The organism is Streptomyces sp. NPDC042100 (assembly GCF_055582325.1).
This window is the reverse complement of record NZ_JBVJDK010000008.1, coordinates 93827-120100: the sequence shown is the minus strand read 5'-3', so window position 1 is coordinate 120100 and position 26274 is coordinate 93827. Positions and strand designations below refer to the sequence as shown.

The 26274-nt window shown below is 73.6% G+C and carries 24 protein-coding genes; 9 read left to right on the top strand and 15 right to left on the bottom strand.

Annotation, left to right across the window (positions count from 1 at the left end):
• Positions 1 to 123: 123 nt before the first annotated feature.
• Positions 124 to 2490 carry a D-alanyl-D-alanine carboxypeptidase family protein gene (locus ACZ6J5_RS19495; protein WP_469393087.1) on the bottom strand — a complete coding sequence of 789 codons (2367 nt, stop codon included), beginning with the start codon at positions 2488 to 2490 and terminating at the stop codon, positions 124 to 126.
• A gap of 227 nt (positions 2491 to 2717) precedes the next feature.
• On the opposite strand from ACZ6J5_RS19495, the gene ACZ6J5_RS19490 reads away from it, so the two are divergent.
• The 3 genes from ACZ6J5_RS19490 to ACZ6J5_RS19480 all read left to right on the top strand — a co-directional run bounded on the left by ACZ6J5_RS19490 (position 2718) and on the right by ACZ6J5_RS19480 (position 5024).
• Complete coding sequence (locus tag ACZ6J5_RS19490) at positions 2718 to 3422, top strand: GOLPH3/VPS74 family protein (protein WP_469393085.1); 705 nt, start codon at positions 2718 to 2720, stop codon at positions 3420 to 3422.
• A 301-nt stretch (positions 3423 to 3723) separates the two neighbouring features.
• A complete protein-coding gene (locus tag ACZ6J5_RS19485) occupies positions 3724 to 4617 on the top strand; it encodes a helix-turn-helix domain-containing protein (protein ID WP_469393083.1) in 894 nt (297 codons plus the stop codon).
• Positions 4618 to 4823: 206 nt separating this feature from the next.
• On the top strand, positions 4824 to 5024 hold the full coding sequence (locus tag ACZ6J5_RS19480; protein ID WP_362476090.1) for a DUF397 domain-containing protein: 201 nt from the start codon (positions 4824 to 4826) through the stop codon (positions 5022 to 5024).
• Positions 5025 to 5149: 125 nt separating this feature from the next.
• On the opposite strand, the gene ACZ6J5_RS19475 is transcribed toward ACZ6J5_RS19480, so the two are convergent.
• On the bottom strand, positions 5150 to 6025 hold the full coding sequence (locus ACZ6J5_RS19475; protein WP_469393081.1) for a hypothetical protein: 876 nt from the start codon (positions 6023 to 6025) through the stop codon (positions 5150 to 5152).
• A gap of 82 nt (positions 6026 to 6107) precedes the next feature.
• Between ACZ6J5_RS19475 and ACZ6J5_RS19470 the strand changes: the two genes are divergently transcribed.
• A complete protein-coding gene (locus ACZ6J5_RS19470; RefSeq protein WP_469393079.1) occupies positions 6108 to 6902 on the top strand; it encodes an SDR family oxidoreductase in 795 nt (264 codons plus the stop codon).
• Positions 6903 to 7070: 168 nt separating this feature from the next.
• On the opposite strand, the gene ACZ6J5_RS19465 is transcribed toward ACZ6J5_RS19470, so the two are convergent.
• Complete coding sequence (locus ACZ6J5_RS19465) at positions 7071 to 8189, bottom strand: ADP-ribosylglycohydrolase family protein (protein WP_469393077.1); 1119 nt, start codon at positions 8187 to 8189, stop codon at positions 7071 to 7073.
• A 166-nt stretch (positions 8190 to 8355) separates the two neighbouring features.
• Between ACZ6J5_RS19465 and ACZ6J5_RS19460 the strand changes: the two genes are divergently transcribed.
• The gene (locus ACZ6J5_RS19460; RefSeq protein ID WP_469393075.1) at positions 8356 to 9435 is read left to right on the top strand and encodes a tyrosine-protein phosphatase; all 1080 of its coding nucleotides are present in this window, start codon (positions 8356 to 8358) and stop codon (positions 9433 to 9435) included.
• A 7-nt stretch (positions 9436 to 9442) separates the two neighbouring features.
• Here ACZ6J5_RS19460 and ACZ6J5_RS19455 read toward each other — a convergent pair whose 3' ends face one another.
• The 4 genes from ACZ6J5_RS19455 to ACZ6J5_RS19440 all read right to left on the bottom strand — a co-directional run bounded on the left by ACZ6J5_RS19455 (position 9443) and on the right by ACZ6J5_RS19440 (position 13599).
• Positions 9443 to 12034 carry a bifunctional FO biosynthesis protein CofGH gene (locus ACZ6J5_RS19455; RefSeq protein WP_469393073.1) on the bottom strand — a complete coding sequence of 864 codons (2592 nt, stop codon included), beginning with the start codon at positions 12032 to 12034 and terminating at the stop codon, positions 9443 to 9445.
• A 116-nt stretch (positions 12035 to 12150) separates the two neighbouring features.
• On the bottom strand, positions 12151 to 12282 hold the full coding sequence (locus ACZ6J5_RS19450) for a hypothetical protein (protein ID WP_469393071.1): 132 nt from the start codon (positions 12280 to 12282) through the stop codon (positions 12151 to 12153).
• Positions 12279 to 12728, bottom strand: a complete 450-nt coding sequence (locus tag ACZ6J5_RS19445; protein WP_469393069.1) for a prevent-host-death family protein — start codon at positions 12726 to 12728, stop codon at positions 12279 to 12281. The genes ACZ6J5_RS19450 and ACZ6J5_RS19445 overlap by 4 nt, the downstream gene beginning before the upstream one ends.
• 40 nt (positions 12729 to 12768) lie before the next feature.
• Positions 12769 to 13599, bottom strand: a complete 831-nt coding sequence (locus ACZ6J5_RS19440; protein ID WP_469393067.1) for an LLM class F420-dependent oxidoreductase — start codon at positions 13597 to 13599, stop codon at positions 12769 to 12771.
• Positions 13600 to 13943: 344 nt separating this feature from the next.
• Between ACZ6J5_RS19440 and ACZ6J5_RS19435 the strand changes: the two genes are divergently transcribed.
• Entirely contained in the window at positions 13944 to 15425 is a 1482-nt protein-coding gene (locus ACZ6J5_RS19435) for a CehA/McbA family metallohydrolase (RefSeq protein WP_469393065.1), read from the top strand.
• Here the strand turns inward: ACZ6J5_RS19435 and ACZ6J5_RS19430 are convergent.
• Both ACZ6J5_RS19430 and ACZ6J5_RS19425 read right to left on the bottom strand, forming a co-directional pair.
• Positions 15412 to 16023 carry a hypothetical protein gene (locus ACZ6J5_RS19430; RefSeq protein WP_469393064.1) on the bottom strand — a complete coding sequence of 204 codons (612 nt, stop codon included), beginning with the start codon at positions 16021 to 16023 and terminating at the stop codon, positions 15412 to 15414. The two genes, ACZ6J5_RS19435 and ACZ6J5_RS19430, sit on opposite strands and share 14 nt — an antisense overlap.
• A 100-nt stretch (positions 16024 to 16123) precedes the next feature.
• Positions 16124 to 16657 carry a GNAT family N-acetyltransferase gene (locus ACZ6J5_RS19425; protein WP_469393062.1) on the bottom strand — a complete coding sequence of 178 codons (534 nt, stop codon included), beginning with the start codon at positions 16655 to 16657 and terminating at the stop codon, positions 16124 to 16126.
• A gap of 46 nt (positions 16658 to 16703) precedes the next feature.
• Here ACZ6J5_RS19425 and ACZ6J5_RS19420 point away from each other — a divergent pair, with 46 nt between their 5' ends.
• Together ACZ6J5_RS19420 and ACZ6J5_RS19415 are read left to right on the top strand one after the other, a co-directional pair.
• Complete coding sequence (locus ACZ6J5_RS19420) at positions 16704 to 17507, top strand: GNAT family N-acetyltransferase (protein WP_469393060.1); 804 nt, start codon at positions 16704 to 16706, stop codon at positions 17505 to 17507.
• A 134-nt stretch (positions 17508 to 17641) separates the two neighbouring features.
• A complete protein-coding gene (locus ACZ6J5_RS19415; RefSeq protein ID WP_469393579.1) occupies positions 17642 to 18097 on the top strand; it encodes a carboxymuconolactone decarboxylase family protein in 456 nt (151 codons plus the stop codon).
• On the opposite strand, the gene ACZ6J5_RS19410 is transcribed toward ACZ6J5_RS19415, so the two are convergent.
• Positions 18063 to 18584 carry a GNAT family N-acetyltransferase gene (locus tag ACZ6J5_RS19410; protein ID WP_469393577.1) on the bottom strand — a complete coding sequence of 174 codons (522 nt, stop codon included), beginning with the start codon at positions 18582 to 18584 and terminating at the stop codon, positions 18063 to 18065. The two genes, ACZ6J5_RS19415 and ACZ6J5_RS19410, sit on opposite strands and share 35 nt — an antisense overlap.
• Before the next feature lie 116 nt (positions 18585 to 18700).
• On the opposite strand from ACZ6J5_RS19410, the gene ACZ6J5_RS19405 reads away from it, so the two are divergent.
• On the top strand, positions 18701 to 18919 hold the full coding sequence (locus tag ACZ6J5_RS19405) for a hypothetical protein (RefSeq protein ID WP_362476067.1): 219 nt from the start codon (positions 18701 to 18703) through the stop codon (positions 18917 to 18919).
• 85 nt (positions 18920 to 19004) lie between these two features.
• On the opposite strand, the gene ACZ6J5_RS19400 is transcribed toward ACZ6J5_RS19405, so the two are convergent.
• The 5 genes from ACZ6J5_RS19400 to ACZ6J5_RS19380 all read right to left on the bottom strand — a co-directional run bounded on the left by ACZ6J5_RS19400 (position 19005) and on the right by ACZ6J5_RS19380 (position 26257).
• Positions 19005 to 20579, bottom strand: a complete 1575-nt coding sequence (locus ACZ6J5_RS19400; RefSeq protein ID WP_469393057.1) for an APC family permease — start codon at positions 20577 to 20579, stop codon at positions 19005 to 19007.
• 350 nt (positions 20580 to 20929) lie between these two features.
• Positions 20930 to 22396, bottom strand: a complete 1467-nt coding sequence (locus ACZ6J5_RS19395) for an aldehyde dehydrogenase family protein (protein ID WP_469393055.1) — start codon at positions 22394 to 22396, stop codon at positions 20930 to 20932.
• On the bottom strand, positions 22393 to 24132 hold the full coding sequence (locus ACZ6J5_RS19390; RefSeq protein ID WP_469393053.1) for an N-acyl-D-amino-acid deacylase family protein: 1740 nt from the start codon (positions 24130 to 24132) through the stop codon (positions 22393 to 22395). The genes ACZ6J5_RS19395 and ACZ6J5_RS19390 overlap by 4 nt, the downstream gene beginning before the upstream one ends.
• Positions 24133 to 24271: 139 nt before the next feature.
• Positions 24272 to 25396 (bottom strand): LLM class flavin-dependent oxidoreductase, encoded by a 1125-nt coding sequence (locus ACZ6J5_RS19385; protein ID WP_469393051.1) that lies wholly within the window; start codon positions 25394 to 25396, stop codon positions 24272 to 24274.
• A gap of 99 nt (positions 25397 to 25495) precedes the next feature.
• Positions 25496 to 26257 (bottom strand): SDR family NAD(P)-dependent oxidoreductase, encoded by a 762-nt coding sequence (locus ACZ6J5_RS19380; protein WP_469393049.1) that lies wholly within the window; start codon positions 26255 to 26257, stop codon positions 25496 to 25498.
• Positions 26258 to 26274: the final 17 nt, after the last annotated feature.

The following is a 26274-nucleotide window of genomic DNA, read 5'->3' as shown; positions in this document are numbered from 1 at the left end:
CTGCCCTGCCCGGCTCTGCCGAAACCGTTCCGTACCGGTGTTCCGCTTCCCTTCCCCGCCACGACGCTAACAGGCGGGCGCCCGGGGAGCTCCCCGGGCGCCCGCCGCGAGCGGCCCGCCGGCTCAGCCGACGCGGGTCAGCTTCTTGTCGAAGCCCGGCTCGACGAGGTCGCCCTGGAGCGCCACCGGGGCGCTGACCTTGCCCGTACCGGTGCCGATCGACACCTCGCCGACCACGTCACCGCTCTTCCCGGAGTGCGGGAGGGCCTTACCGCCGTTCGTGAGCTCCAGGCTCACCTTCAGGCCCGGCCAGCCGACGGCCTTCAGCTCCTTGGTCGCCACGACCGGCGTCCGGCCGCCCATGCCGTCGTCCACGTACCCGACGACCTGCCCCTTCTTCACCACGGCCGCGGACGTGACGTCCTGCTGCGCCTTCTGGATGATCTTGAGGCTGTACGCGATGGCCAGATCCAGCTTCTGGTAGAGCTGGGCCGCGTCCTTCGCGCCCATCACGATGCCGATGACGCGGTACTTCCGGCCGTCGACGACCGTGTTCGCCGCCCACAGCAGATTGCCGCCCGCCGGGGTCGAGGAGCCGGTCTTGATGCCGGTCACACCGGGCTGGAGCAGGATCGTGTTGTTGTTCTCGATCCGGCCGGGGATGCCCGGGACGGTCAGGTTCGGCATGTCCACGATCTCGCGGAACACGTCGTACTGCATGACCGCCTTGCCCAGCTTGATCTGGTCCTGCGGCGTGGACATGGTGCTCGACTGCAGGCCGGACGGGTCCGTGTACGCCGAGCCGGTCATCCCGAGCTCCTTGGCGGCGGCGTTCATCTTCTCGACGAACGCGGCCTCCGAACCGGCGTCCCAGCGGGCCAGCAGCCGGGCCACGTTGTTGCCCGAGGGGATCATCAGGAGCTGGAGGAGCTGCTTCTGCGTGTACTTCTCCCCCTCCTTGATCGGCGCGGTCGACTCGTCCTTCGCCTTCGCCTGCTCGCCGGCGGTCGCGTCGACCTCGATCTGCGGGCCGGACTCGTTCCCCTTGATCGGGTGGTCGCGGAGGATCACGTACGCCGTCATCGTCTTCGCGACGCTCGCGATCGGCGCGGTCTTCTGCGGGCCGTACGTGCCCATCGAGCCGACGCCCTCGACCTCGACCGCGCCCTGTCCCTCGGACGGCCACGGCAGCGCGAGCTCGCCGCCCTCGAAGGTGTACGTGGGGGCCGCCGAGAGCGTGAGCTTCGGGGCCGGCAGCGGGCGTACGAGCTGTACGACCGCAAACACGACGAGGACGAGGAGGACCAGCGGGGTCCAGATCTTGACCCGGCGCACCCCGGTCCGTAGCGGGGTCTCCGGCGGCGGCGGGGTGTTCGTCAGCTCGGCCAGGATCTCCAGCGGCGGACGCGGCGGCAGCGGCTGCTGCCGGGTCCGCTCCGGCTCCGCGAGCGACGCGGGCGCCTGGGCGGCGGGCGGCTGAGTGGCGGCGGGGGACTGCGCGCCCGGGGCCTGGGCGGCCGGCTTCGGCTGCTCCTGGGTGATGTCGCCCTTGAGCGGGCGGAACATCGACTCGGGCAGCTTCAGGGCCGTCGTGGGCTGGTCCACGGGCGGCGCGGCGGGCGTGGCCGGCTTCGCCTCGGCGGGCTTCGGCTCGGTGGGCCCGGCCTTCGCTTCGGCGGGCTCGGCCTTCGGCTCGGTCTTCGGCTCGGTCTTCGGCTCGGTCTTCGGCTCGGTCTTCGGCTCGGTCTTCGGCTCGGTCGGCTCGGCGGGGAGCTTCGGGGCCTTGAAGACCGCGGTCGGCTGGTCCACGGGCGGCGCGGTGGCCGCCTCGGCGGGCTTCTCCTCCGGCTCGGGAGCCGACTCCCGCTTCGGCTCCGCGGGCTTGCGCGCGGCGAACCAGGACTCGGCGGCCGGCGCGGCCGACGGCTTCCCGGCGGCGGCCTTCCCGGCCTCCGACTCCTCGGCCGACGACTCCTCGGCCGACGGCTTCCCGGCCTCCGGCTCCGGCTTCGCCTCCTCGGCGGCGGCCTCGACCGTCTCCGGGTCCGCGTCCGCGTCCTTCTTCGCCCAGGAGGTGGTCCGGGCCGGGGCCGGGGCATCCGCCGCCGGCTTCGCCTCGCCGGACCCGGCGGACTCATCGGACCCGTCCTCGGCCTTGCCGTCCTCGGCCTTGCCGTCCTCGGCCGCGGCGTCCTCGTCCGTGGCCACCCACGCCGCCACGGCCTCCTTCAGCCGGTCGTCCTCGGGCGCCGGCTGCTCGGCCCCCTCGACCGCCTCGGGCTCCGTCCCGTCCGCCCGGTCCGCCCGGTCCGCCCCGTCCGCGTCCCCGGCGGCTCCCGCCGCCTCCGGCGCCGTGCGCGGGGACAGGGCCTTGAAGACCGCCGTCGGCTCGTCCACGCGGTCCTGGAGCACGGACAGCCTCGGGTCCTTGCCCTCTCCGCCGGCCGCGCTCTCCCGCTGCTCCGCCTTGTCGGGGGACTCGCCCGCCACCGTGCCTCCTCCATGCGTCAAACGAACGTCAAACGAACGTCATACGAAAAGCGTCCGGAACTCGTCCGGACGTCCGAACCGTCTACCAGTGTCCCGTGTGGACCCCCCGGCTCCCGTGCTAGACGAGAACGACATACCTACCGGTTCCCGTACGAAGCACCCAGGCACTCTCGACAGATGAATGTGAGAGGGGTCACCCTGTCATTCATCCACGCGGGGAGGCATGGATGGGCAGGAGCCGCAGAACAATTCCGGAGGAGCTTCTGCTGCTCGCTCTGGACCCGACCACGGGTACCACAGCGCAGCCGCAGTCGCTCGACCTCGGCCTCGCCGGAGCACAGCTAGTGGAGCTGGCTCTGGCAGGACGGATAGCCCCTGACGGGGATCGTATCGCCGTGGTGATGCCACGGCCGACCGGAGATCCGACTCTGGACTCCGCACTGGAACTGCTGCGCAGGCGCGGCAGTCCGGTCCGGGCCGTCCACTGGATCGGCGGGCCCCGACTGGGGCTGCGTCAGATCTATCTCGCGCACCTGGAGCGCTGCGGCATGGTCCATGCCGTGGAGGGCCAGATGTGCGGGGTGCTGCCGACGACTCGCTACCAGGCGACGGACACGGCGATCAGCCGGGACATCCGATCCCGGCTGGACAGTGCGATCCGCACCGGCGTACCGCCGGACCCGCGGACCGCGGCGCTCGCCGCGCTGGCCCACGCGGTCGGTCTCGGCAAGCACCTGTACCCGGGGAACGAAGGACGGTCGTCGCGGTCCCGGCTGCGCGACCTGATCCGGCACGACCCCATGGGCGGCCTCGTGGCGCACGCCGTGATGGACGTTCAGAACGGCGTGGCCGCACAGCCGCGCCGCAACAACGCGGCGGCGAGCGGGGTCCCGCAGCAGCCGCGCCGGGGAAGCATGGCCCGAGCCGTGTGACCCCGGGCGTGCGGCCGGCGCCCGAGCGGCGCGCGGCCCACGCCCCCGATCCGCACCGGGAGCCGCGTACGGGTGTCGGGACGGCCGTCCTTCGCGACGGGCGTCCCGCACATCCGGCGTCGCCGCCGTCACCGGGGCCGCCCGCGTCGCCGGTGCCGCCACTGCCGTCGGCGTCACCGGTGACGCCCGCGTCCCCTGCGCCCGTCTGGTGATTTCCCAGCGCACACCACACCTTTGGTGGCAGTCTGCCAAGCAGTAGATACTCACAGCTACGCAGCCGACAGCCGGAGGTGCAGTTTCCGTGGCGTCCAGTGTCAACCCCACCGTCAGGCGACGCCGATTGGGCCAGGAGCTGCGCCGGCTCCGGGAAGCGAAGAACATGACGGCCGAGCAGGTCGCCGAGCGTCTCCTCGTCTCCCAGTCGAAGATCAGCCGCCTGGAGAACGGCCGCCGCTCCATCAGCCAGCGCGACGTCCGCGATCTGTGCGGGGTGTACGAGGTCGAGGACGAGCGGGTGGTGGACTCGCTCATGCAGATGGCCAAGGACTCGCGCCAGCAGGGCTGGTGGCACGCCTTCGGCGACATCCCGTACAGCGTCTACATCGGTCTGGAGACCGACGCGGAGAGCCTGCGGGTGTACGAGCCGCAGATCATCCCGGGGCTGCTCCAGACGCACGGCTACGCCGAGGCGGTCATCAGCGGGGCGCTGCCGGAGTCGACCGCCGCCGACATCGACAAGCGGGTCACGGTCCGCACCCGCCGCCAGGACCGCATCAAGGACGACGAGCGTCCGCTGCGGCTGTGGGTGGTCATCGACGAGGGCGCGCTGCGCCGGGTGGTCGGCGGGCGGCAGCTGATGGCGCGGCAGTTGGACCACCTCATCGAGCAGTCGCTGCTGCCGCACGTGACCGTGCAGGTGCTGCCGTTCGACATGGGCGCGCATCCGGGCATCAGCGGGCACTACGCGATCCTGGAGTTCCCCGACACCTCGGACTCCAGCGTGGTGTACATCGAGGGCGTGACGAGCGACCTGTACCTGGAGAAGGCGCAGGACGTCGCCAAGTACAGCGTGATGTACGAGCACCTGCGGGCGCAGGCGCTGAACGCGGAGCAGACCCGGGAGTTCGTGTCGCGGATCGCGAAGCAGTACAAGGAGGAGGAGGAGGCGGCGGAGCAGGACGCGCCGCAGGGGTGAGCCTTCCGGTTCGCCACCGTCCGGCCAGGCCGGGCGGGAAGGGGCGAGCACCGTACACCCCGGACTCGCCTCAACGGAAGCACAGTTGGAATATGCCATCCGGTCGAGTGAACGCCGGTCCCACCGGACGGGCGGGACCAGTAGCGTCGATCACACCACGGCAGAGAAACGTGGGCGTGACACCTACAGAAACCGGAGTGAGAAACATGGGCATCATTCAGGGCGGCACGGACACCTGGACCAAGTCCTCCTATTCCGGCGGCAACGGGGCCTGCGTCGAGGTCAAGTCCCCCGTCGTGAGCGCGATCGCGGTCCGTGACTCCAAGGCCCCCGAGGGCCCCTCCCTGTCCTTCGGCCCGGGCACCTGGAACGCGTTCGTGGGCGAGGTGAGCGCCGGGTCCCTGTGACCCCGCGCCACGCCGCACCACAGGAGTAGAGCCCTCTCGTCCGGTCCGCCGTCCTGGCCGAGGGGGCTCGGTGCTTTTCCGGGCCCCCTCGGCCCGCGGGCCCCCTCCCGCCCGCCGGACAGCCCCTACCGCAGCTCGTCCACGTAGCGGTCCGTGCCCGGGACCGTCGGGATGAACGGGGCCACCAGCTCCACCCGCGCCCCCGCCCCCCACTCCGCCGCCGCCAGGTCCGCGAAGTGCTCCTCCCAGCAAGAGCGGGGATCGGCCTCCAGGAACCACAGCAGGGTCAGCCGGTTGTCGACGCCCTCGACCTGCTTCACGTACGTCATCCGGTCCCCGGGCAGCGGGGTGGGCCGGAAGAGCGTCACCATCGCCGCGGGGGATCCCGCGAGCCGGCGCGGCAGTTCGCGCGAGCGCAGCCGCTCCACGAGGGCGTCCCGCGCCTCGGGCCCCTCGGTGTCGACGACCTGGAGGACCAGCCCGGCGTACGGGTGGTCGAGGGCGTGGAAGTCCCGGGGGCCGGCCGCCCCGTCCCGGTAGACGGTCGCCTCGTGGTCCTGGAACGCGGTGAAGACGTGGGTGCGGTCGTGGTAGACCCGGGCGTCCCGGTTGAGGCGCTTGTTGATGCCGACGGTCCACTTCATGTGCGCGTCGTAGCGGCCCTCGGTGATCCAGTACGTGGAGAGGTAGCAGCCCGCGGTGACCGGCTGGGCGACCGCCGACTTCTCCGGCCCGCGCAGCTCCTGGAGCGCGCGGGTAGCGACCCAGCGGCGGCCCGCGAACATCCAGGGCATCGCCATCGCGCCCGCGTAGTAGTGGTCGTCCTCGTACCAGCGGTTGTACGCGTACTCGTGGCCCGGATGCGGCTCGACCATGGTGATCAGCGCGTGGCCGGGGTGCACGCCGTACGGGCCGGTCGCGGCCAGCTCCGCGTAGGTCTCCGCGTCGGCCTCCGCGCCCGTCCGCTCGCCCGCCCGCGCGCCCGTCTCCGTGTCGCTCATCGTCCTGCCCCTTCCCTGCTCGGTTCCGTGCACCTACTCTGACGGGCCGTCAGATCATTGAACAGGCCCAGGGAGGTTCCGGATGCCGTTCCAAGGACTGCTCCAGGGAAAGACGGTCGTCGTGTCGGGCGTCGGCGCCGGGCTCGGCCACCGGATCGCCGAGACCGTCGTCCGGGACGGCGGCCGGGCGGTGCTCGGCGCGCGCACCGAGGCCAATCTCGCCAAGACCGCCGCCGAGATCGACCCCGGCGGCGACCGCACCGCCTACCGGGTCACCGACATCACCGACGAGGCCCAGTGCGAGGCGCTGGCCGCGCTCGCCGTGGAACGCTTCGGCGGGATCGACGCCGTGGTCCACGTGGCCGCCTGGGACTCCTACTTCGGCGGCCTGGAGGACGCCGACTTCGCGACCTGGCAGGGCGTCCTCGACGTCAACCTGCTGGGCACCCTGCGGATGACCCGGGCCTGCCTGCCCGCCCTCAAGGAGCACGGCGGCTCGGTGGTCCTGATCGGCACCCAGTCGGCCGTCGCCGCGCCCTCACAGGTCTGGCAGGCGGCGTACGCGGCCTCCAAGGGGGCGCTGACCTCGGCCATGTACTCGATGGCGCGCGAGCTCGGCCCGCACCGGATCCGGGTCAACACCGTGCTGCCGGGCTGGATGTGGGGGCCGCCGGTGCAGGCGTACGTGCAGTTCACCGCGCACACCGAGCAGGTCCCGGAGGACGAGGTGCTGGGACGGCTCACCGAGCGGATGGCGCTCCCGGAGCTGGCCACCGACGGGGACGTGGCGGAGGCGGCGGCCTTCCTCGCCTCCGACCGGGCGCGCGCCATCACCGGGCAGTCGCTGCTGGTCAACGCCGGGGAGCTGATGCGCTGAGCGCCGCGCCGGGGGGGCCGGGCGTCAAGCGCGTCGCCGGGGCCGGGCGCCGACCGCCCCGCCGGGGCCTGGGCCGGGGCCGGGGCCGAGGCCGGGCGCCGACCGCCCCGCCAGGGCCTGGGCCGGGGCCGAGGCCGGGCGCCGACCGCCCCGCCGGGGCCGGGGCCGTCAGTCCCGGGGGTAGCGGGCCAGCCAGCCGGGCGCCGCGTCGGCGGGGCCGTGCAGGGCGGCGCCCTGGGTCAGCTCCATCGCGAGGTCGTCGGCGAGCTCCAGGACCGTCGCCCGGCCCTCCAGACCGGCCAGCCAGGCCGGCGGCAGGGCGGTCTCCCCGTGCAGGGCGCCCAGCAGCGCCCCGGTCAGGGCGCCGGTCGCCGCCGACGGGCCGTCGTGGTTGACCGCGAGCCGCAGCCCGTGCCGGACGTCCTCGCCGACCAGGGCGCAGTAGACGGCCGCCGCGAGCTGCCCCTCGGCCCGGTCCTCCGCCGCCCCGAGCGCCGCCACCCGCTCCGCGTCCGGCGCCCCCGCCCGTACGGCGGCCAGCGCGGCCTCCAGGGCGGCGGTCACCGGCGCGTGGCCGGGGCGCTCGGCGAGCTGCCCGAGCGCGGTGCGCACCGCGCCGTCCACGCTGTCGCCCCGGGCCGCTCCGTGCACGACGACCGCGAAGGCGCCGGCCGCGAGGTAGCCGGCCGGGTCGCCGTGGCTCTGCGCCGCGCACTCCACCGCGAGCTGGCAGACGAGCTGCGGCTCCCAGCCGACGAGCAGGCCGAAGGGCGCCGAGCGGACCAGGGCGCCGGAATCGGCCGCCGCCGGGTTCTTGGGCTTGTCCAGGGTGCCGAGGATCTCGTCGCCGAAGCCGGTCAGGCAGGCCCTGGCCGGGTCCCGGCGGGCGTACAGCCACTCCTCGCGGGCCAGCCAGCCGAGGCCGGGCCGCCGCTCGTCCGGGCCCCAGTCGCGCTGGGTCGCCGCCCAGCGCAGGTGCGCCCGGTGCACGTCGGTGGGCGGGTGCCAGGCGCCGGTGTCGCGGCGGACCTGGGCGCGGATCAGGCCGTCGACGGTGAACAGGGACATCTGGGTGGCGGCGGTGACCGCGCCGCGGCGGCCGTGCGCGGGGACCGGTTCGGTGAGGCCCCCGGGGCCGTGGGCCGCGCGGAGCTCGGCGAGGGTGCGGCCGGCCGCGCCCGCGCCGAGCGCGTCGCCGACGGCGCCGCCGAGCAGGCAGCCGCGGACGCGGGCGCGGAAGTCCTGCTGTTCGGTGCGGCCCCACACGGCAGCGGCTGTGGTGGTCACGACGTGCCTCCCCCGGTCGGCGGCTTCTGGTCCAGCACTGTAATAGACCGGATGCGCTCGTTCGGGGATCGGAGCGTTATGTGATCCGACGCCTGACAGTCCATTTTCGGTAGCGTTTCGACCGCAGTTCACCGGTTGTTCGCGCCGGGCCAGAACCATCCGCGCCATGAGCCCTGTGACACGAGTCAAGACCGCCTCCGCCGCGCTGGCCTCCGCCGCGCTCCTGGTGGGTCTCGGCGCCCCGACCGCCTCCGCGCACCCCCGCCCCGAGCACGGGCGCGCGGAGCACTCCCGCACCGCCGTCCCCTTCACCGCCGCGACCGTCACCGAGAACGCCGGCGGCACCTTCACGGTCACCTGGAACGCCCCCGGCGTCCGGTCCGTCGCCGTCCGCACCGACGGGCGCACGGTCGCCCGAGGGGGCTCCGCCGGAAGCGTCACCGTCACCGGGCTGCCCTCCGCCGACCGCCGCTGGTTCGACCTGGTCCCCGAGCGGGGCGGCTCGCTGCGGCTGGCCGACCGGCTGATCCGGCTCCAGGGCACGGTCAACTTCCGCGACGCGGGCGGCTACCGCACCAGCGACGGCCACTGGGTGAAGATGGGCGAGGTCTACCGCTCCGACGCCCTCGACAAGGCCACCGACGCCGACCTGGCCAAGCTGAGGCGGCTCGGCATCCGGACCGTCTTCGACCTGCGCATGGAGTCCGAGCGGAGCGCCGCGCCCGACCGCGTCCCGGCCGGCGCGCGCTACCGCGTCGCCGACGTCCTCGCGGGCACCGGCACCTTCGCGACGATGCCCAAGTCCCCCGCCGAGGCGGCGGCCATGATGGTCGAGGGCAACCGCTTCATGGTGAGCGGCGGCACGGCGAAGGCCGCGTACGGCACGGTCTTCGACCGGATCGGCGACGGCGGCGTGCTGTTCCACTGCACCGCGGGCAAGGACCGCACCGGCTGGGCCGAAGCGGCGCTGCTGACCGCGCTCGGCGTGCCCGAGGAGACGGTGATGGCCGACTACCTCGCCAGCAACACCTACCGGGCCGCCGCCAACGAGGCCGTGCTGTCCCACCTCCCGCCGCAGCAGGCCGCGGTCTACAAGCCGCTGCTCGACGTCCGGCCGGAGTACCTGAACGCCAGCCTCGACGAGGTGGAGCGGAACTACGGCTCCTTCCGCGCCTATCTGCGCCAGGGCCTCGGCGTGGACCACCAGGAGCTCAAGGAGCTCAAGCGCGAGCTCCTGGTGGGCTGACCGGGGCTCAGTCCTGGACGAGCGGCAGCAGCTCGGGCAGGTGTCCGTCCGACGCCCGCGCCGTGCGCTGCCGTTCGTCCGGCACCTCCCCGTACAGCGTCGTACGGGGCTTCGCCGGGCGGCCGGCGGTCTCCGCGATGGCCTCCAGGTCGCGGATCGAGCGGTAGGAGCCGTAACTCGACCCGGCCATGCGGGAGATGGTCTCCTCCATGAGGGTGCCGCCGAGGTCGTTGGCGCCCGAGCGGAGCATCTCGGCCGCGCCCTCCGTGCCCAGCTTCACCCAGCTGGTCTGGATGTTCGGGATGTGCGGGTGGAGCAGCAGCCGGGCCATCGCGATGACGGCCCGGTTGTCGCGGACGGACGGGCCGGGGCGGGCGATGCCCGCGAGGTAGACCGGCGCGTTGGTGTGGATGAACGGCAGGGTCACGAACTCGGTGAAGCCGCCGGTCTGCCGCTGGATGCGGGAGAGCGTGCGGAAGTGCCCGAGCCAGTGCCGGGGCTGGTCGACGTGCCCGTACATCATCGTGGACGAGGAGCGCAGGCCCAGCTCGTGCGCGGTGGTGATCACCTCGATCCAGGTGGCCGTGGGCAGCTTGCCCTTGGTGAGCACCCAGCGGACCTCGTCGTCGAGGATCTCGGCGGCGGTGCCGGGGATCGAGTCGAGCCCCGCCTCCTTCGCCGCCGTCAGCCACTCGCGGATCGAGAGCCCGGTGCGGGAGGCGCCGTTGACGACCTCCATCGGCGAGAAGGCGTGCACGTGCATCCCGGGGACGCGCTCCTTCACGGCCCGCGCGATGTCGAAGTAGGCGGTGCCGGGCAGGTCCGGGTGGATGCCGCCCTGCATGCACACCTCGACCGCGCCGACCTCCCACGCCTGCTGGGCCCGGTCGGCGACCTGGTCCAGCGAGAGGGTGTACGCGTCGGCGTCGGTGCGGCGCTGGGCGAAGGCGCAGAAGCGGCAGCCGGTGTAGCAGACGTTGGTGAAGTTGATGTTCCGCGTGACGACGTACGTGACGTCGTCGCCGACGGCGGCGCGGCGGACGTCGTCGGCGATCCGGGTGAGCGCGTCGAGGGCCGGGCCGTCGGCGTGCAGCAGGGCCAGCGCCTGGGGGTCGGTGAGCCGGGTGGGGTCGTCGGCGGCGACGGCGAGGGCCTCGCGGACGTCGGTGTCGATCCGCTGCGGCACCATGCCGGGCGCGGCGGCCTCGCGGAGCGCGTCCCAGTCCCCGTAGACCTCGTCGAAGTCCTCGCGGCGGTCGCCGGTGCGGCCCTCGGTGTCGATGGTGCGGTGCAGCTCGGTGCGGCCGGCGGCGGTGAACGCCTCGTCGGGCTCCTGCCAGGGCAGGCCCCGGACGACGGCGTCCGGGTTCGCGAGGCCGGTCTCCGGGTCGGCGAGGGCGCGGACGTGCGGCAGCAGCCGGGGGTCCAGCCAGGGCTCGCCCCGGCGGACGAACTCGGGGTAGACGCAGAGGCGTTCGCGCAGCTCGAAACCGGCGGCGCGGGAGCGTTCGGCGAGCTCCTCGATCTGCGGCCAGGGGCGCTCGGGGTTGACGTGGTCGATGGTGAGCGGGGAGACACCGCCCCAGTCGTCGACGCCGGCCGCCAGGAGCCGCTCGTACTCGGCGTCCACCAGGTTCGGCGGCGCCTGGAGGCAGGCGCTCGGGCCCATGATGAGGCGGGCGACGGCGACGGTGGCGACGAGGTCGTCGATCTCGGCGTCGGGCATCGCGCGCATCGCGGTGTCGGGCTTGGCGCGGAAGTTCTGGATGATCAGTTCCTGGACGCCGTGGTAGGCGCGGGCGACGCGGCGCAGCGCGAACAGGGACTCGGCGCGCTCCTCGTAGGTCTCGCCGATGCCGAGCAGCAGCCCCGAGGTGAAGGGGACGGAGGAGCGGCCGGCGTCCTCCAGGACCCGCAGCCGGACGGCGGGCTCCTTGTCGGGCGAGCCGTGGTGGGGGCCGCCGGGCTCGCTCCACAGGCGCTCGGCGGTGGTCTCCAGCATCATCCCCATGCTGGGGGCGACGGGCTTGAGCCGCTGGAAGTCGGTCCAGGACAGGACGCCGGGGTTGAGGTGCGGCAGGAGTCCGGTCTCCTCCAGGATCCGGATCGCCATGGCGCGGACGTACGCGAGGGTGTCGTCGTAGCCGTGCGCGTCGAGCCACTCGCGGGCCTCGGGCCAGCGGTCCTCGGGCTTGTCGCCGAGCGTGATCAGCGCTTCCTTGCAGCCGAGTTCGGCGCCTCGGCGGGCGATGTCGAGGACCTCGTCGGGGGTCATGAACATCCCGTGGCCGGCGCGGCGGAGTCTGCCGGGCACGGTGACGAAGGTGCAGTAGTGGCACTTGTCCCGGCAGAGCCGGGTGAGGGGTATGAAGACGCTCTTCGAGTACGTCACGATGCCGGGCCGCCCGGCGGCTTCGAGCCCGGCGTCCCGCACCCGCCCGGCCACGCCGACCAGCTCCGCGAGCTCGGCCCCCCGCGCCTGGAGCAGCACCACGGCCTCGGCGACGTCGAGCGCCACCCCGTCCCTGGCCCGCCGTAGCGCGCGCCGCATCGCGTTCTCGGTGGGTCCTGCGGTGCGTCGTGCCTGGTGATCCGTCATGGACCGAGCATACGAGCGGGGGCGGTGGGGGGACATGGGCCGTGGGGGGCGGGGCGGGGGCGGGGCCTGGCGGACCGGGCGGGGCGGGGCCAGGCTGGGCCGGGCCGGCCCGGCAGTCAGTCGGTGTCCTTCGGGTGCCGGGGGGACGCGTACACCAGGTGGACCGTCCGGCGGGGCTCGTCGACGAGGCAGCGCACCCGGCCGCCCGCCGTGACCTCGTACTCCCACTGGGGATGCTTCGGCGTCACGGGGCGGGCACCTCGCCATGGTCCTCGTCGGGGAGGGCGCGGGTGAGCTGGACGGTGAGGGCCGGGTCGGCGAGGACGCGGGCCGCCGCCCGCCATTCCACGATCGTGCGGTGGAGGGTGGCGTGCACGTCCAACTGCGCGGCGTCGTGGGTCGCGTCCACGAGGTCCCCGACGAACTCCCCCAGCTCCTCGGCGGACAGGTGCCGCACCCACGGGAAGACCGCGGGGAGGGCGCGCCCTATCACCCGGGCGCCACCGTCGGCGGCGAGGAGCCGCGCCGTGACGTCGGCGGTCTCCTCGCGGTCCTGGTCGTAGCCGGCGGTGGTGAGGTAGAGGTCCTGGCCGTCGCGACGGGTGACGAGCAGGCGGTCCGCGCTGTCGAGCCTCTCGGCGACCCGCTTCGAGTTCCTGGAGAGCTCGGAGAAGGAGACAGTGGGGGTCAGCATGGACCGACCGCACTTCGGAACGTATTCCGAAGTCAATCGCTCACAGGAACGCCGCGTACGCGTCCAGCGCCCGCAGCACCTCCCCCTCCCCGCCCGGCGGGAGCTGGACCACGACCTCCTCGCAGCCCAGGTCCGCGTAGTGGGCGAGCTTGCCGGGGTTGGGGTGGATGGCGAACGGGACCGTCTGGAGGGCCTTCGGGTCGCGGCCCGCCGCCTCCCACACCTCGCGCAGCCGCGGCAGGGTCTCGGTGAGGCCGCGGCCCCCGATGGGCATCCAGCCGTCCGCGTAGTCGGCGATGTGCGCGAAGAGCTTGGGTCCCGCCGCCCCGCCGACCAGCACGCGGGGCGCGCCGCCCGCCGGTTTCGGCCAGGCGTGGGAGGCGCGCACGGAGAGGCCCGACTCCCCGGCGTACGCGGTGGGTTCGGGTGCCCACAGGGCCCGCATCAGGTGCACGGCCTCGCGGGTGCGCTCGCGCCGGGTGGACCAGGTCACGCCGTGGTCGTCGGCCTCCTCGCGGTTCCAGCCGAAGCCGACGCCGAGGGTGAAGCGCCCGCCCGACAGGTGGTCGAGGGTCGCGATCCGCTTGGCGAGCGCGATCGGGTCGTGCTCGGTCACCAGCGTGACGCCCGTCCCGAGCAGCAGCCGCTCGGTGACGGCGGCGGCCTGCCCGAGCGCGACGAACGGGTCGAGCACCCGCCCGTACTCCGGCGGCAGCGGCCCGCCGGCCGGGTACGGCGTGGTCCGCTCGACGGGGATGTGGGTGTGCTCGGGCAGATAGAGCCCGGCGAAGCCGCGCCGCTCCAGCTCGCGGGCGAGCCGCACGGGGGTGATGGTCTCGTCGGTCAGGAAGATCGTGGTCGAGATCCGCATGACGGCACGGTAGGGGCTGCCGCCCGGAATTCCGAGGGGCGCGACGGGACGCCTTCGGGGGGCGGGGAGGGGCGGCTCTGGGAGGGGGCGGCTCTGGGGAGGGGCGGCTCTGGGAGGGGGCGGCTCTGGGGGGGGCGGCTCTGGGGGGGCGGCTCTGGGGGGGGCGGCTCTGGGGGCGGCGGCTCCCCGGCGGATCCCCGGGGGGACTCCCGGGCGCGGCAGGAGCCGGGTCCGGCATGAGCCGGGTCCGGCCGGGCACCCGGCCGGCAGGCCGCCCGGCTTCGTTCGGCCGTGACCGTTTCTCGTTGTTCCGCCGTTCACCGGAGCGGAGGACAGTCGGGGGCATGACGGAGACGACCAGACGCGCGCTCCTCGTGACGGGGGCCGCGGGCGCGCTTACCTTGGGGACCGTGAGCTTCGCTCGGGCCGACGGCGGCGGGGGCCTCGACCGCACCGTGACCGGGAGCCTTCCGCCGGGCTCCCCCGACTACGTGTACCTGCCCGTCGAGCTGCCGCGCGGCGTGCGCGAGCTGCGCGTGGCGTACACCTACGACCGGCCGCCCGTGCCCCCCGGCACCCAGGGCAACGCCCTCGACATCGGGCTCTTCGACCAGCGCGGCACCGCGCTCGGCGGCCGGGGCTTCCGCGGCTGGTCCGGCGGCGCGCGCAAGGAGTTCTTCGTACGGGCCGACGACGCCACCCCCGGCTATGTCGCGGGGCCGCTGCGGCCCGGGCTGTGGCACGTCGTCCTCGCCCCCTACACCGTCGCCCCGCAGGGCCTCGCGTACACCGTGACCGTGAGCCTGACGAGGGGGGCGGACGCGCCCGCCGTCCCCGCCGCCTACCCGCCCGAGCGGGCCCGGGGGCGCGGCCGGGCCTGGTACCGGGGCGACTGCCACCTGCACACCGTGTACTCCGACGGGCGCCGCACCCCGGCCGAGGTCGCCGCCCTCGCGCGCGCGGCGGGGCTCGACTTCCTCACCGCCACCGAGCACAACACCCATGCCGGGCACGGCGCCTGGGCCCCGCACGCCGGGGACGACCTGCTGGTCCTGCTCGGCGAGGAGGTCACCACCCGCAACGGGCACGTCCTCGCCCTCGGCACCGATCCCGGCACCTTCGTCGACTGGCGCTACCGGGCCAGGGAGAACCGTTTCGGTCACTTCGCCCGCGAGATCCGCCGCTCCGGCGGCCTCGTCGTCCCCGCCCACCCGCAGGCCACCTGCGTCGGCTGCGCCTGGAAGTTCGGCTTCGGCGACGCCGACGCGGTGGAGGTGTGGAACGGCCCCTACACCCCGGACGACGAGGTCGCCCTGGCCGGCTGGGACGCGGCCCTCGCGCGCGGGCGCTGGACGCCAGCGATGGGCAACAGCGACGCGCACCGCGACCCCGACCGGGTCGGCACCCCGCAGACCGTGGTCCTCGCGGAGGAGCTGAGCCGGGCGGCGGTCCTGGACGGGCTGCGGGCCGGGCGGAGTTACGTCGCCGAGTCCTCGGCCGTCTCCCTCGACTTCGGCGTCACCGACGGGCGCGGGCGCACCGCCGGGATCGGCGAGCGGCTCCCGGTCCGCGCCGACGAGCCCGTCACCGTCCGCCTCCGGGTCACCGGCGTCCCGCCCGGCGGGACGCTGCGCCTCGTCACGGACCAGGGCGTCCTGCACACCGTCCAGGACACGGACACCGCCGAGTGGACGACGACCGCCGCCTACGCCACGTACGTCCGCGCCGAGGTCCGCCATCCGGCCACCGCCCCGCCCCTGCCGGGCGCGCTCGCCGCCTTCACCAACCCGGTCTTCCTGGGCCGGGCGGGGGCTACCGGCCGGTGACGGGCCGCCGCGCCGCCATCGGCCCGTAGCCGCCGCGCTCCCACACCCGCTCGCGGAAGCCCTGGAGGGAGAGCGGGACCCGGTCCTCGCCGGGCACGCCGTGGAAGGTGACGGTGCCGCAGCGGTGGCAGTACCAGCCGTGCGACCACAGCTCCTCGGCCCGGCCCCGGCCCCGGGTCCGCAGGGCGAACGCCGCCTCGCGGCCCAGCAGCACGACCGCGACGAAGACGACGACGCCCAGGGCGGCGGCCGCGACGGTGCCGAGGAAGGCGAGGTCGGGGCCGGTGTCCTGGGGGAAGCCGGCCCCGGCGCCGTCCCCCTCGGCGCTCTCGGCCAGCCGCCCGCCCAGGAACGCGCCGAGGCCGACGACCGCGGCGAGCATCCCGAGGCCGCCGAGCGCGCGGCTCGGGCGCCTCGGCAGCGGTGCGAGCGCGTCGGCGAGCGCGGTGGTGGCGGTGCGGCTCACGGTGTGCGGGTCGCCGTCGGCGTCGCGCTCGCGGCTGGTGACGGTGGTGCGGCCGGCCAGGTACACGGCGGGCACCGCCTGCGTCAGGTCGTCTCGCCCGCAGCCCGGGCAGGTGTGCGTGGTCCCGTTCATGGCTCCCCCTCGGTCCGCGCCGTTACCGCGAGGGTGACGGGTCCCTGTCACCCTCGGGTCGCCGTCGGGTCACCGTCCGGTACCGCCGCCCGTAGCGCCCTCAGGCGCGGTACTCGGTGAGGTCGATCGAGTGGATCCGCAGCGCGTGGCCGAACTCCGGGTGGACCGTCTCCCGCTCCAGCGTCATGCCCAGCTTGCGCATCACGTTCTCCGAGGCCGTGTTCGCGGGGCGCGCGATGCTGATCACCCGCTCCAGGCCGCGGTCCTGGAGGGCGAACTCCAGGGCGGCGTGCGCGGCCTCCGAGGCGTAGCCCTGGCCCCAGTACTGGCGGCCGAGGCGCCAGCCGATCTCGACCTCGTGCTCCGCCTCCGGCAGGAAGTGCGGGACGGACAGGCCGGTGAAGCCGATCAGTTCGCCCGAGCCGAGGAGCTCGACGGCGAAGAGCCCGAAGCCCTCGTCGTCCCACTCCTCCTCCCAGCGCTCGATGTTCCCCGCCGTCGTCTCCAGATCGCGTACGGAGCCGTCGCCGATCCACTGCATGACCTCCGGGTCCGCGTTGATCTCGGCCATGGGCACGAGGTCGTCGTCGGTCCAGCGGCGCAGCAGCAGGCGGGGGGTGAGGATCTCGGTCATGGCTCCATCATCCCGCGCGGCCCCGCCCGTACGACATCCTGGGCCCATGCTGACGCTCCTGGAGACCTACTACGACGCCGTTCCCCGCTCCGCCGCCCGCGCGGAGGCGTTCGGGCCGCTGACCCTCTTCGTACGGGACGGGGCCGGGTGGCCGTACTACGCGCGGCCCGCGCTCGGCCACGAGGGCCCGGTGCCCGTGGCCGCCGTGGACGCGGTACGGGCGCGGCAGCGGGAGCTGGGCGCGCCCGAGGCCTTCGAGTGGGTGGCGGAGACGACGCCGGGGCTGCGGGCGGCGGTCGAGGCGAGCGGGCTCGTGGTGCGGGAGCACCCGCTGATGGTCCTCACGGAGGGCGCCGAGCCGCCGGGCGCGCTGCCCGAGGGGGTCGTCGTGCGCATGGTCGGCGCGGCCGATCCCGCCCTGGAGAGCGCGGTGGCCGCCCCGTACGCCGCGTTCGGCGCCACGCCCACGCCAGGTGCGGCCGGTCAGGTCGGGGAGCGGATCGCGGCGGGCCTCACCCGGCTCGCGGCGGCCTTCGACGCCTCCGGCACCGCGCTGGCCGCGGGGCAGCACCAGGCGGTCGGCGCGGTCTCGGAGGTCGTCGGGGTCGGCACCCGTCCGGAGGCCCGGCGCCGGGGGCTCGGGCTCGCGGTCACGGCGGCGCTCGTCGCCGACGCGCGCGCGGCGGGGGTGACGACCGTCTTCCTGAGCGCCACGGACGCCTCGGTGGCCCGGATGTACGCCCGCGTCGGCTTCCGCACGGTCGCGACGGCGCTCATCGCCGAGCCGGCGGAGGAGGAGCCGCAGGAGGAGCAGCAGGAGCAGCACGAGCAGGCGCGTGCGGAGGGCTGATGCGGCCGCTCCGAAAGAGATCTCCCGGGGCGTGTCACATTCCCCGTCCCCCGATCCGTCACTGCGGTGAAGGCAACGGAGGGACCGGCCCCGCCGGTTCCGTGGACTCCCAGGAGCGGACCATGCAGCACGCGATCAAGCCCCGGATGACCAACCCCGCCCACCTGCTCTCCGACACCGGACCGGCCATCGCGGGCCTGCTGAAGGCGACCCGGGCGGGCAGGGTGCCGGAGTCCACCCTGGAGCTCGTGCACCTGCGGGCCAGCCAGATCAACAACTGCGGGTTCTGTGTGGACTACGGGGCGAAGAGCGCCCGGAAGAACGGGGTGAGCGACGAGAAGCTGTTCGCGGTCGCCGCCTGGCGCGAGGCCCCGTACTTCTCCGACGAGGAGCGGGCCGCGCTCGCGCTCGCCGAGTCGGCGACCCGGCTCGCCGACAGCCCGGACGCGGTGCCGGACGCCGTGTGGGACGCGGCGGCCGACCACTTCGACGAGCAGCAGCTCGCCTCGATCGTGCTGATGGTCGCGCTCACCAACTTCTTCAACCGGATCAACGTCACGACCCGGCAGCCGGCGGGCGCGGCGTTCTGAGGGCCGGTTCGCGCACCATCCGCACGTCGATCGGGTCCTCGGACTCGACCGTGAAGCCCGCCCGCTCGTAGAGCCGGCGGGCGGGGCTGCCCTGGACGACGGTCAGCCGGACGGGGGCGCCCTCGCGGTCCGCCCGGTCGAGCAGCGTCCGCAGCACCGCCGTCCCGAGGCCCCGGCCCTGGGCCTCGGGGGCGAGGTAGAAGTGGAAGAGGCGGAAGGGCCGCCGGCCGGGGCCGGGCTCGTCGGGGGCGAAGGCCACGCAGCCGGCGAAGGCGCCCGCCACCTCGATGACCGAGGTGTGCTCGGGCCGGAACTCGTCGCGCAGCCGCTGCCGGACCCGGTGCTCGTCGTAGCGGCCGAGCCGTTCCAGGTCGGCGCGCATCACGACGGCCTTGAGCTCGGCGACGGGCTCCCGGTCCGCCGCCGACGCGGGGCGCGTCCGCCAGGCCCGGTCCCCGTCGCCGTCCCCGTACCGCTCCCCGTCCATGCCCGTGCCCGCACCCGTGCCCGTTCTCATGCGCGCATCCTAAGGACGGGCCCGGCGGGGCCTCGGGGCCGCCCCCGGCCCGTAACCGGACCCTGTCCGTCCGCGTTGGAGCGGACATGAAGAAGATCCTCACCGCAGCCGCCCTGACCGGACTCGCCGTGGCCGGCGGTCTCACCGCCGCCGCCGGGACCGCCGCCGCCGACACCGGGGGCGCCAACCTCCCCTCCGTGATCCCGCTCAGCGGGGTCCTGATGCCGCAGGGCAAGGGCGGCGCCCCGGCCGAGATGCCGGCGCCGAACAAGCTGGTCTCGGGGCTGCTGCCCGGCGGCCACTGACCGCCCCCGGGAACGACGAAGGTGGCGGGACCCCCCACGGGCCCGCCACCTCGTCGTTTCCGTCAGCCGACGGTCGCGGAGTCCATCAGTCCGCGACCACCAGCGACGGGGTCTCCTTGGTGAGCACCTCGCCGCGGAAGAACGCGGGGCTGCGGCGCTGCATCACCAGCATGATCACCACGCCGAGCAGCAGCAGCCCGACGCCGATGACGAAGACGGAGCCGACGCCGAAGACCGCGGAGCCGGAGCCGTAGGCCGGGTCCCACATGTCGTACAGCGTCTTGGCGAAGACGGCGGTCAGCATCAGGCCGCCGAGGGCCGGCATGAGCCCCTTGAAGGCGAAGTCGCGCACGGAGCGGAAGAGCTCGCCCCGGAAGTACCAGACGCAGGCGAAGGCCGTCAGCGCGTAGTAGAAGCAGATCATCAGGCCGAGCGCGTAGATCGTGTCGACCAGGACGTGCTCGCTGACCAGGGTCATCACGGTGTAGAACACGCCGGTGGCGACACCGGCCACGATCGTCGCCTTGCCCGGGGTCTTGAAGACCGGGTGCACCTTGGTGAAGGACTTCGGCAGGGCCTCGTAGGTGGACATGGCCAGCACCGTGCGGGCGACCGGGATGAAGGTCGTCTGGAGGCTGGCGGCGGCCGAGGCGAGCACGGCGACGAAGAGCAGGATGCCGAGGGCGGGGCCCATCACGGGGCCGGCCAGGGCGGCGAAGACGTTGTCGGAGGTCTCCGGGTTGGCGAGGCCGAGGCCCTCGCCGCCGGAGCCGACGGCCATCTGGGCGGCGATGCCGGTGGCCAGGTAGGAGCCGACCAGGACGACCATCGCGATGAGCGCGGCGCGGCCGGGGGTCTTCTCGCTGCCGGTGGTCTCCTCGTTGGAGGCCATGCAGGCGTCCCAGCCCCAGTACATGAAGATCGACAGGGAGAGTCCGGCGGTGAACGCGGCGAAGGACTGCACCGCGAAGGGGTTCATCCAGGACCAGGAGAAGTCGACCGAGGTCTCGAAGGAGCCGGCCTTCGACAGCGCCATCGCCACGAACAGGCCGAGAACGACGAGCTGGAGGCCGACGAGGGTGTACTGCAGGCCCTTGGTGGCGGTCATGCCGCGGTAGCTGATCGCGGTGGCGGTGGCGATCAGGGCCAGGCAGGTCAGGATGTGGACGGCCTTGTTGTCGTCCAGGGCGGCGATCGACGGATCGCCCGTGATCTCGCCGGCGAGCAGCCAGAAGTACGAGGTGGCGACGCCGGCCAGGTTGGACAGCACGATGATCGTCGCGATCACCAGGCCCCAGCCGCACATCCAGCCGACCTTGGGCCCGAAGGCCTTCACGGTCCAGGTGAAGGAGGTGCCGCAGTCGGGCATGACCTTGTTCAGCTCGCGGTACGCGAACGCGACGAGGAGCATCGGCAGGAAGCCCGCGAGGAAGACGGCGGGCATCTGGAGGCCGACCTCGCCGGCGGTGGAGCCGAGGGTCGAGGTGAGGCAGTAGACGGGGGCGACGGTGGAGATGCCGATGACGGCGCTGCCCATCAGCCCGACGGAGTTTCCGCCGAGGCCCTTGGTGCGCACCGCTGGGGTGTCGGCGGTGCCGCCCGAGGTCGCGGCGCCCCTTACCGTGTCTCCGGCCTGGGGCCGTACATCCACCTGAGTCATGAACAGGACGTTAAATGCTGCGGTTTCCACATCCGGAAGATCGTCGTCCGCTCATTTGATCGATCATCGCCTTGCAATCTGAGGGCGAATCCCGGCGGTCGCCAATGATTGAAAGATCGACCACCCGGCCGGACCGACCAAGCGGTAGGTCCGGCCCGAGTGTCCGATATGCGGGAACCGCAGCACTGTCCGAAATGTCCGATTCAAAAATTTCCCGAGGAATTTTCCGAAGGTCTCCGGAAACGGGAAGGTGCCGGAAGACCCCCGGTCCGCCCCGAAGGTCCCGGATCCGCCCGGACGGCACCGGAACCGGGGGATCCGGCCCCGCCCGGACGGCGCCGGAGCCCCGCTCAGCCCGGCCAGACCACCGCCTGCGTCTCGCTGTACGCGTGCAGCGCGTACGAGCCCACGTCCCGGCCGACCCCGCTCTTCTTGAAGCCGCCGAACGGCGCCTCCATGTTCCGGCCGATGGTGTTCACCCCGACGCCGCCCGCCCGCAGCCGGGCCGCGACCCGGAAGGCACGGGCCACGTCACCGGACCAGACGTAGTCGATCAGCCCGTAGTCGCTGTCGTTGGCGAGCGCGATCCCCTCCTCCTCGTCGTCGAAGGGCACCACCACGACCACCGGGCCGAAGATCTCCTCCCGGACCACCCGCATCTCGTTGGTGCAGTCCGCGAGCAGCGTCGGCGCCACGTAGAAGCCCCGGTCGAGCCCCGGGCCGGACGGGCGCTCGCCGCCCGCCACCACCGTGGCCCCCTCCTTGCGGCCCAGTTCCACGTACGCCTCGATCCGGTCCCGGTGCGCCGCCGAGATCACCGGGCCGACCACCGTGCCCCGCTCCGCCGGGTCGCCGACCTTCATGAAGCCGAGGTAGCCGGTCAGCTTCTCGACCAGCCGGTCGTGGATCCCGCGCTGGGCCAGCACCCGGGTCGGCGCGGTGCAGATCTGCCCGCTGTAGAAGGAGAAGGTCGTGCCGATCCCCATGACCGCCGCGTCCAGGTCGGCGTCGTCGAAGACCAGCGCGGCACCCTTGCCGCCGAGCTCCATCAGCTGCCGCTTCAGGCCCCGGCCGCAGACCTCGCCGATCGCCTGGCCGACCGCCGTGGAGCCGGTGAAGGAGACCATGTCCACCGCCGGGGAGTCCACGGCCGCCTCGCCCACCGCCGGGGCGGAGCCGGTGACCAGGTTGACCACCCCGTCCGGCACCCCCGCCTCCGCCAGCGCGCGGACCATCGCGAACACCGACAGCGGGTCCTGCGGGGCCGGCTTCACCACCACCGTGTTGCCCATGGCGAGCGCCGGGGCGATCTTGCCCGCCGGGTTGGCCCAGGGGTTGTTGTACGAGGTGATGCAGGTGACCACGCCGACCGGGCGGCGCACCGCGACCGCCCCGAACACCCCGGCCTTCCCCATCGGGCCCGCCTCGTTGATCTGCGGCGGCAGCGCCTGCTCGACCGGCTCCAGGGCGCCGCGCGCGTACCGCCGGAAGCGCGAGGCGCCCACCGCCACCTGCATCCCGCGCGCGGTCGCGGTCGTCGCCCCGGTCTCCGCGCGGGCCAGCAGCGTGTTCGCCTCGGCGTCGCGGGCCATCAGGTCGGCGGCCCGGTCCAGGATCGCGGCCCGCTCCTCCGGCCGCGTCCGCGACCAGGTGCCGAAGGCCTCCCGGGCCGCCTCGGCCGCCGCGTACACCTGCGCCCGGGACGCCTCCGGGGCGAGGCCGACCAGCCCCTCGGTGGCCGGGTCGGTCACCTCGTAGTGGCCGCCGTCGGGCTCGACCCACTCGCCCCCTATGTACAGCCGCTCCGTGATCGTCACCTGGTGCTCACCGTCCTCGTGTCGCGGCCCGAGCGCAGCACCCGGCCCGGGATGGCGCCCGTCACCTCGTCGTCGCGTACCGTCTCGACCCCGTTGACCCGCACCGACACGATCCCGACCGCCCGCGAGTCCAGCCGAGGGCTGTCCCCGGGCAGGTCGTGGACCAGGGTCGCCGGGCCCGCGTCGATCCGCTCCGGGTCGAAGAGGACCAGGTCGGCGTGGAAGCCCTCGGTGATCCGGCCGCGCTCCACCAGCCCGAAGAGCCGGGCCGGGTCGTCGCTGAGCATCCGCACCGCCCGCTCCAGCGGCACCAGCTTCCGGCCGCGCAGGCAGTCGCCGAGGAAGCGGGTGGTGTACGGCGCCCCGCACATCCGGTCCAGGTGGGCGCCCGCGTCGGAGCCGCCGAGCAGCACGTCCTCGTGCTCCCAGGTCGTGCGGCGCAGCTCCCAGGAGGCCGGGTCGTTGTCGGTGGGCATCGGCCACAGCACGGTGCGCAGCTCGTCGTTGGCGCAGATCTCGACCAGGCACTGGAAGGCGTCCTGGCCGCGCTCGGCGGCGATGTCCTTGACGACCCGCCCGGTCAGGCCCGCGTTCTCCTTGCTGTACGTGTCGCCGATGACGTACCGGCCGAAGTCGGCCAGCCGCCGGAAGACCCCCGCCTCCTTGGAGTCGGCGCGGCGCAGCAGCTCGGCCCGGACGGCGGGGTCGCTCAGCCGCTCGATCCGCTCGGGCACCGGCAGGCCGAGGACCTCGCCCCAGCCGGGGATGAGGTTGAGGGCGCAGAAGGTGCCGAGCGACATGTTCATGGGGGTGAGGATCGGCATGGTGAGGGCGACGATCCGGCCGCCGGCGGCGCGGGCCCGCTCGGAGGCGAGGAGCTGGCGCGGGACGCGCTCGGGGACGGCGGCGTCGACGGTGAGGACGTTCCAGTTGAGCGGGCGTCCGGCGGCGGCCGTCATCGCGACGAAGAGGTCGATCTCGGCGTCGGAGAACTGGTCGAGGCAGCCCGCGAGGATGGCCTCGATCTGGGTGCCCTCGTGCTCGCCGACGGCCCGCGACAGCGCGACCAGCTCGGCGGGCAGGGCGTGCCGGGAGGCGACCGGGGCGCCGTCGCCGTCGGAGTGGGTGGCCGACTGGGTGGTGGACAGGCCCCAGGCGCCGGCGGCCATGGCCTCCTTGAGGAGGGCGACCATCCGGGCCAGCTGCTCCTCGGTGGGCTGCCCGCCGACCGCGTCCGGGCCCATCACGTACCGGCGCAGGGCGCAGTGGCCGACCATGAAGCCCGCGTTGACGGCGGTGCGCCCGTCGAGGGCGTCGAGGTACTCGGAGAAGGAGGACCAGCTCCAGTCGACACCCTCCTCCAGGGCCTTGAGGGCCATGCCCTCGACCTTGGACATCATCCGGCGGGTGTAGTCGGCGTCCTCGGGCCGGTCCGGGTGGAGCGGGGCGAGGGTGAAGCCGCAGTTGCCGCCGGCGACGGTGGTGACGCCGTGGTTCATGGAGGGGGTGGCGTAGGGGTCCCAGAAGAGCTGGGCGTCGTAGTGGGTGTGCGGGTCGACGAAGCCGGGGGCGAGGACGAGTCCGGTGGCGTCCTCGCTGGTCCTGGCCTCTTCGGCGACGGTGCCGGGCTCGGCGACGACGGCGATGCGTCCGTCGCGGAGGCCGACGTCGGCGGTGAAGGCGGGGGCGCCGGTGCCGTCGACGACGGTGGCGCCCTTGATGAGGTGGTCGAGCATGACCGTCCTTTCTGGAACGCGGGCGCGCCCCGGTCGGGGGCCGCGCAGCCGGCCGCGGCTGCGATCACCTCCGGCCGGGGCCGGTACGGGGCGGCGGTCCGGGAAGACGCCGCCCCGCGCTGGGCGTGCCGGTCGCGGTCTAGGAGCCCGCGCCCTGCCGGAAGCGGGTGGTGCGGTGGACCGGGTCCGTGTCGATCTGGGGGATCACGTGCTCGCCGATGAGCTTGATGGAGTTCATCGTGTCCTCGTAGGAGATCCCGATCGGCAGGCCGAAGGAGAGCTGGTCGGCGCCGGCCCGCTCCCAGCGGCGGCACTGGGCGAGCACCTCCGACGGGTCGCCGCAGATCATCAGCTCCTCGGCGATGAGGAGTTCGATGATCTCGGCCGAGTACTCGGGCAGCAGCTCGGGCCACTCCGGGACGCCCTCGGGGCGCGGGAAGGTGTCGTGGTAGCGGAAGAGCAGCGACTGGAGGTAGTTGAGGCCGCCGCCGACGGCGATCTCGACGGCCTTCTCGTGGGTCTCGGCGCAGATGGCGGTGGAGGTCACCATGACGTTGTCGTTGACGAAGTCGCCGACCGCCTTGGCCTCCTTGATCGCGTTCTTGTAGGACTCGACGACCCACTCCATGTCGGAGACCTTCTGCACGCTGAAGCCGAGGACGCCGAGCCCCTTCTTCCCGGCCATGGCGTACGAGGCGGGGGAGCCGGCCGCGTACCACATGGCGGGGTGGGACTTGCCGTACGGCTTGGGGAGGATCTTGCGCGGCGGCAGCGACCAGTGCTTGCCCTGGAACCCCTCGTACTCCTCCTGGAGCCACATCTTGGGGAACTCGGCGATGGTCTCTTCCCAGATCTCCTTGGTGTGGTTCATGTCCGTGATGCCCGGGAAGAAGCCGAGGATCTCGTGGGAGCCGGCGCCGCGCCCGGAGCCGAACTCGAAGCGCCCGCCGGAGAGGTGGTCGAGCATGGCGACCTTCTCGGCGACCTTCACCGGGTGGTTGACCTGGGCGAGCGGGTTGAAGATGCCGGAGCCGAGGTGGATGCGCTCGGTGGCGTGGGCGAGGTAGCCGAGGTAGACGTCGTTGGCGGAGAGGTGCGAGTACTCCTCCAGGAAGTGGTGCTCGGAGGCCCAGGCGTACTTGAAGCCGGACTTGTCCGCCTGGATGACGTACTCGGTCTCCTCGATGAGGGCCTTGTGCTCGGCTTCGGGATCGGTCTCGGCCCGCTTGCCGACGTATCCCTGTACGAAGATCCCGAATTCCACGGAAGTTCACCGTCCTCGTGAGTTTCTGACGCATCGTCAGATCAGCGATGTGCCCGACTGTCGCACCGCTCGGTGGGTGCGTCAATACCTGATGGTGCGTCAGAAAAGGCTGACCCCGGCCAGCCAGCCGCCGTCGATGACGAAGGGCTGGCCGGTGATGTACGCGGAGTCCGGGCCGGTCAGGAAGAGCGCCAGGTCCGCCACCTCCTCCGGCTTCCCGATCCGCCCGAGCGGCACGAGCGTGCGGTAGAGCTCGGCGGTGGCCGCCGGATCGACGCCCTCCGGGTTGCTCATGGCGGTGTCGATGGCCCCCGGGCAGACCGCGTTCACCCGGATCCCCTTCGCCGCCAGCTCCAGCGCGGCCACCCGGGTCAGCCCCAGCACCGCGTGCTTGCTGGCCGCGTAGGCGCCGACCCCGGCCATGCCGGTCACCCCCGTGTACGAGGCGGTGTTGACGATCGTGCCGCCGCCGGCCGCCGCGATCCGCGGCGCCACCGACTTGATGCCCAGGAAGCAGCCGGCCTGGTTGACCCGCACGATCGCCTCGAACTCGTCCAGCGGCGTCGTCACCAGCTCGTTGAAGCGCAGGATGCCCGCGTTGTTCACCAGGCCGTCGATCCGCCCGAAGCGCTCCTCGGCCGCGGCCACCGCCGCCGCCCAGCCCGCCTCCTCGGTCACGTCCAGGTGGACGTAGAGCGCCCGCTCCTCCCCCAGCTCCTTGGCCAGCGCCTCGCCGGGGCCGTCCAGCACGTCCCCGAGGACCACCCGGGCCCCCTCGGCGGCGAACAGCCGCGCCTCCTGCTCCCCCTGCCCACGCGCCGCGCCGGTGATGACGACGACCCGCCCGTCCAGCTTGCCCATGTGATGGCCCCTCCCGG

Excerpts from the sequence above, each read along its gene's own strand:
- ACZ6J5_RS19490 (WP_469393085.1), top strand. The coding sequence starts at position 2,718 with ATGGGCAGGAGCCGCAGAACAATTCCGGAGGAGCTTCTGCTGCTCGCT.
- ACZ6J5_RS19480 (WP_362476090.1), top strand. The coding sequence starts at position 4,824 with ATGGGCATCATTCAGGGCGGCACGGACACCTGGACCAAGTCCTCCTAT.
- ACZ6J5_RS19475 (WP_469393081.1), bottom strand. The coding sequence starts at position 6,025 with ATGAGCGACACGGAGACGGGCGCGCGGGCGGGCGAGCGGACGGGCGCG.
- ACZ6J5_RS19470 (WP_469393079.1), top strand. The coding sequence starts at position 6,108 with ATGCCGTTCCAAGGACTGCTCCAGGGAAAGACGGTCGTCGTGTCGGGC.
- ACZ6J5_RS19460 (WP_469393075.1), top strand. The coding sequence starts at position 8,356 with ATGAGCCCTGTGACACGAGTCAAGACCGCCTCCGCCGCGCTGGCCTCC.
- ACZ6J5_RS19455 (WP_469393073.1), bottom strand. The coding sequence starts at position 12,034 with ATGACGGATCACCAGGCACGACGCACCGCAGGACCCACCGAGAACGCG.
- ACZ6J5_RS19445 (WP_469393069.1), bottom strand. The coding sequence starts at position 12,728 with ATGCTGACCCCCACTGTCTCCTTCTCCGAGCTCTCCAGGAACTCGAAG.
- ACZ6J5_RS19440 (WP_469393067.1), bottom strand. The coding sequence starts at position 13,599 with ATGCGGATCTCGACCACGATCTTCCTGACCGACGAGACCATCACCCCC.
- ACZ6J5_RS19435 (WP_469393065.1), top strand. The coding sequence starts at position 13,944 with ATGACGGAGACGACCAGACGCGCGCTCCTCGTGACGGGGGCCGCGGGC.
- ACZ6J5_RS19430 (WP_469393064.1), bottom strand. The coding sequence starts at position 16,023 with ATGAACGGGACCACGCACACCTGCCCGGGCTGCGGGCGAGACGACCTG.
- ACZ6J5_RS19425 (WP_469393062.1), bottom strand. The coding sequence starts at position 16,657 with ATGACCGAGATCCTCACCCCCCGCCTGCTGCTGCGCCGCTGGACCGAC.
- ACZ6J5_RS19420 (WP_469393060.1), top strand. The coding sequence starts at position 16,704 with ATGCTGACGCTCCTGGAGACCTACTACGACGCCGTTCCCCGCTCCGCC.
- ACZ6J5_RS19410 (WP_469393577.1), bottom strand. The coding sequence starts at position 18,584 with ATGGACGGGGAGCGGTACGGGGACGGCGACGGGGACCGGGCCTGGCGG.
- ACZ6J5_RS19405 (WP_362476067.1), top strand. The coding sequence starts at position 18,701 with ATGAAGAAGATCCTCACCGCAGCCGCCCTGACCGGACTCGCCGTGGCC.
- ACZ6J5_RS19400 (WP_469393057.1), bottom strand. The coding sequence starts at position 20,579 with ATGACTCAGGTGGATGTACGGCCCCAGGCCGGAGACACGGTAAGGGGC.
- ACZ6J5_RS19390 (WP_469393053.1), bottom strand. The coding sequence starts at position 24,132 with ATGCTCGACCACCTCATCAAGGGCGCCACCGTCGTCGACGGCACCGGC.
- ACZ6J5_RS19380 (WP_469393049.1), bottom strand. The coding sequence starts at position 26,257 with ATGGGCAAGCTGGACGGGCGGGTCGTCGTCATCACCGGCGCGGCGCGT.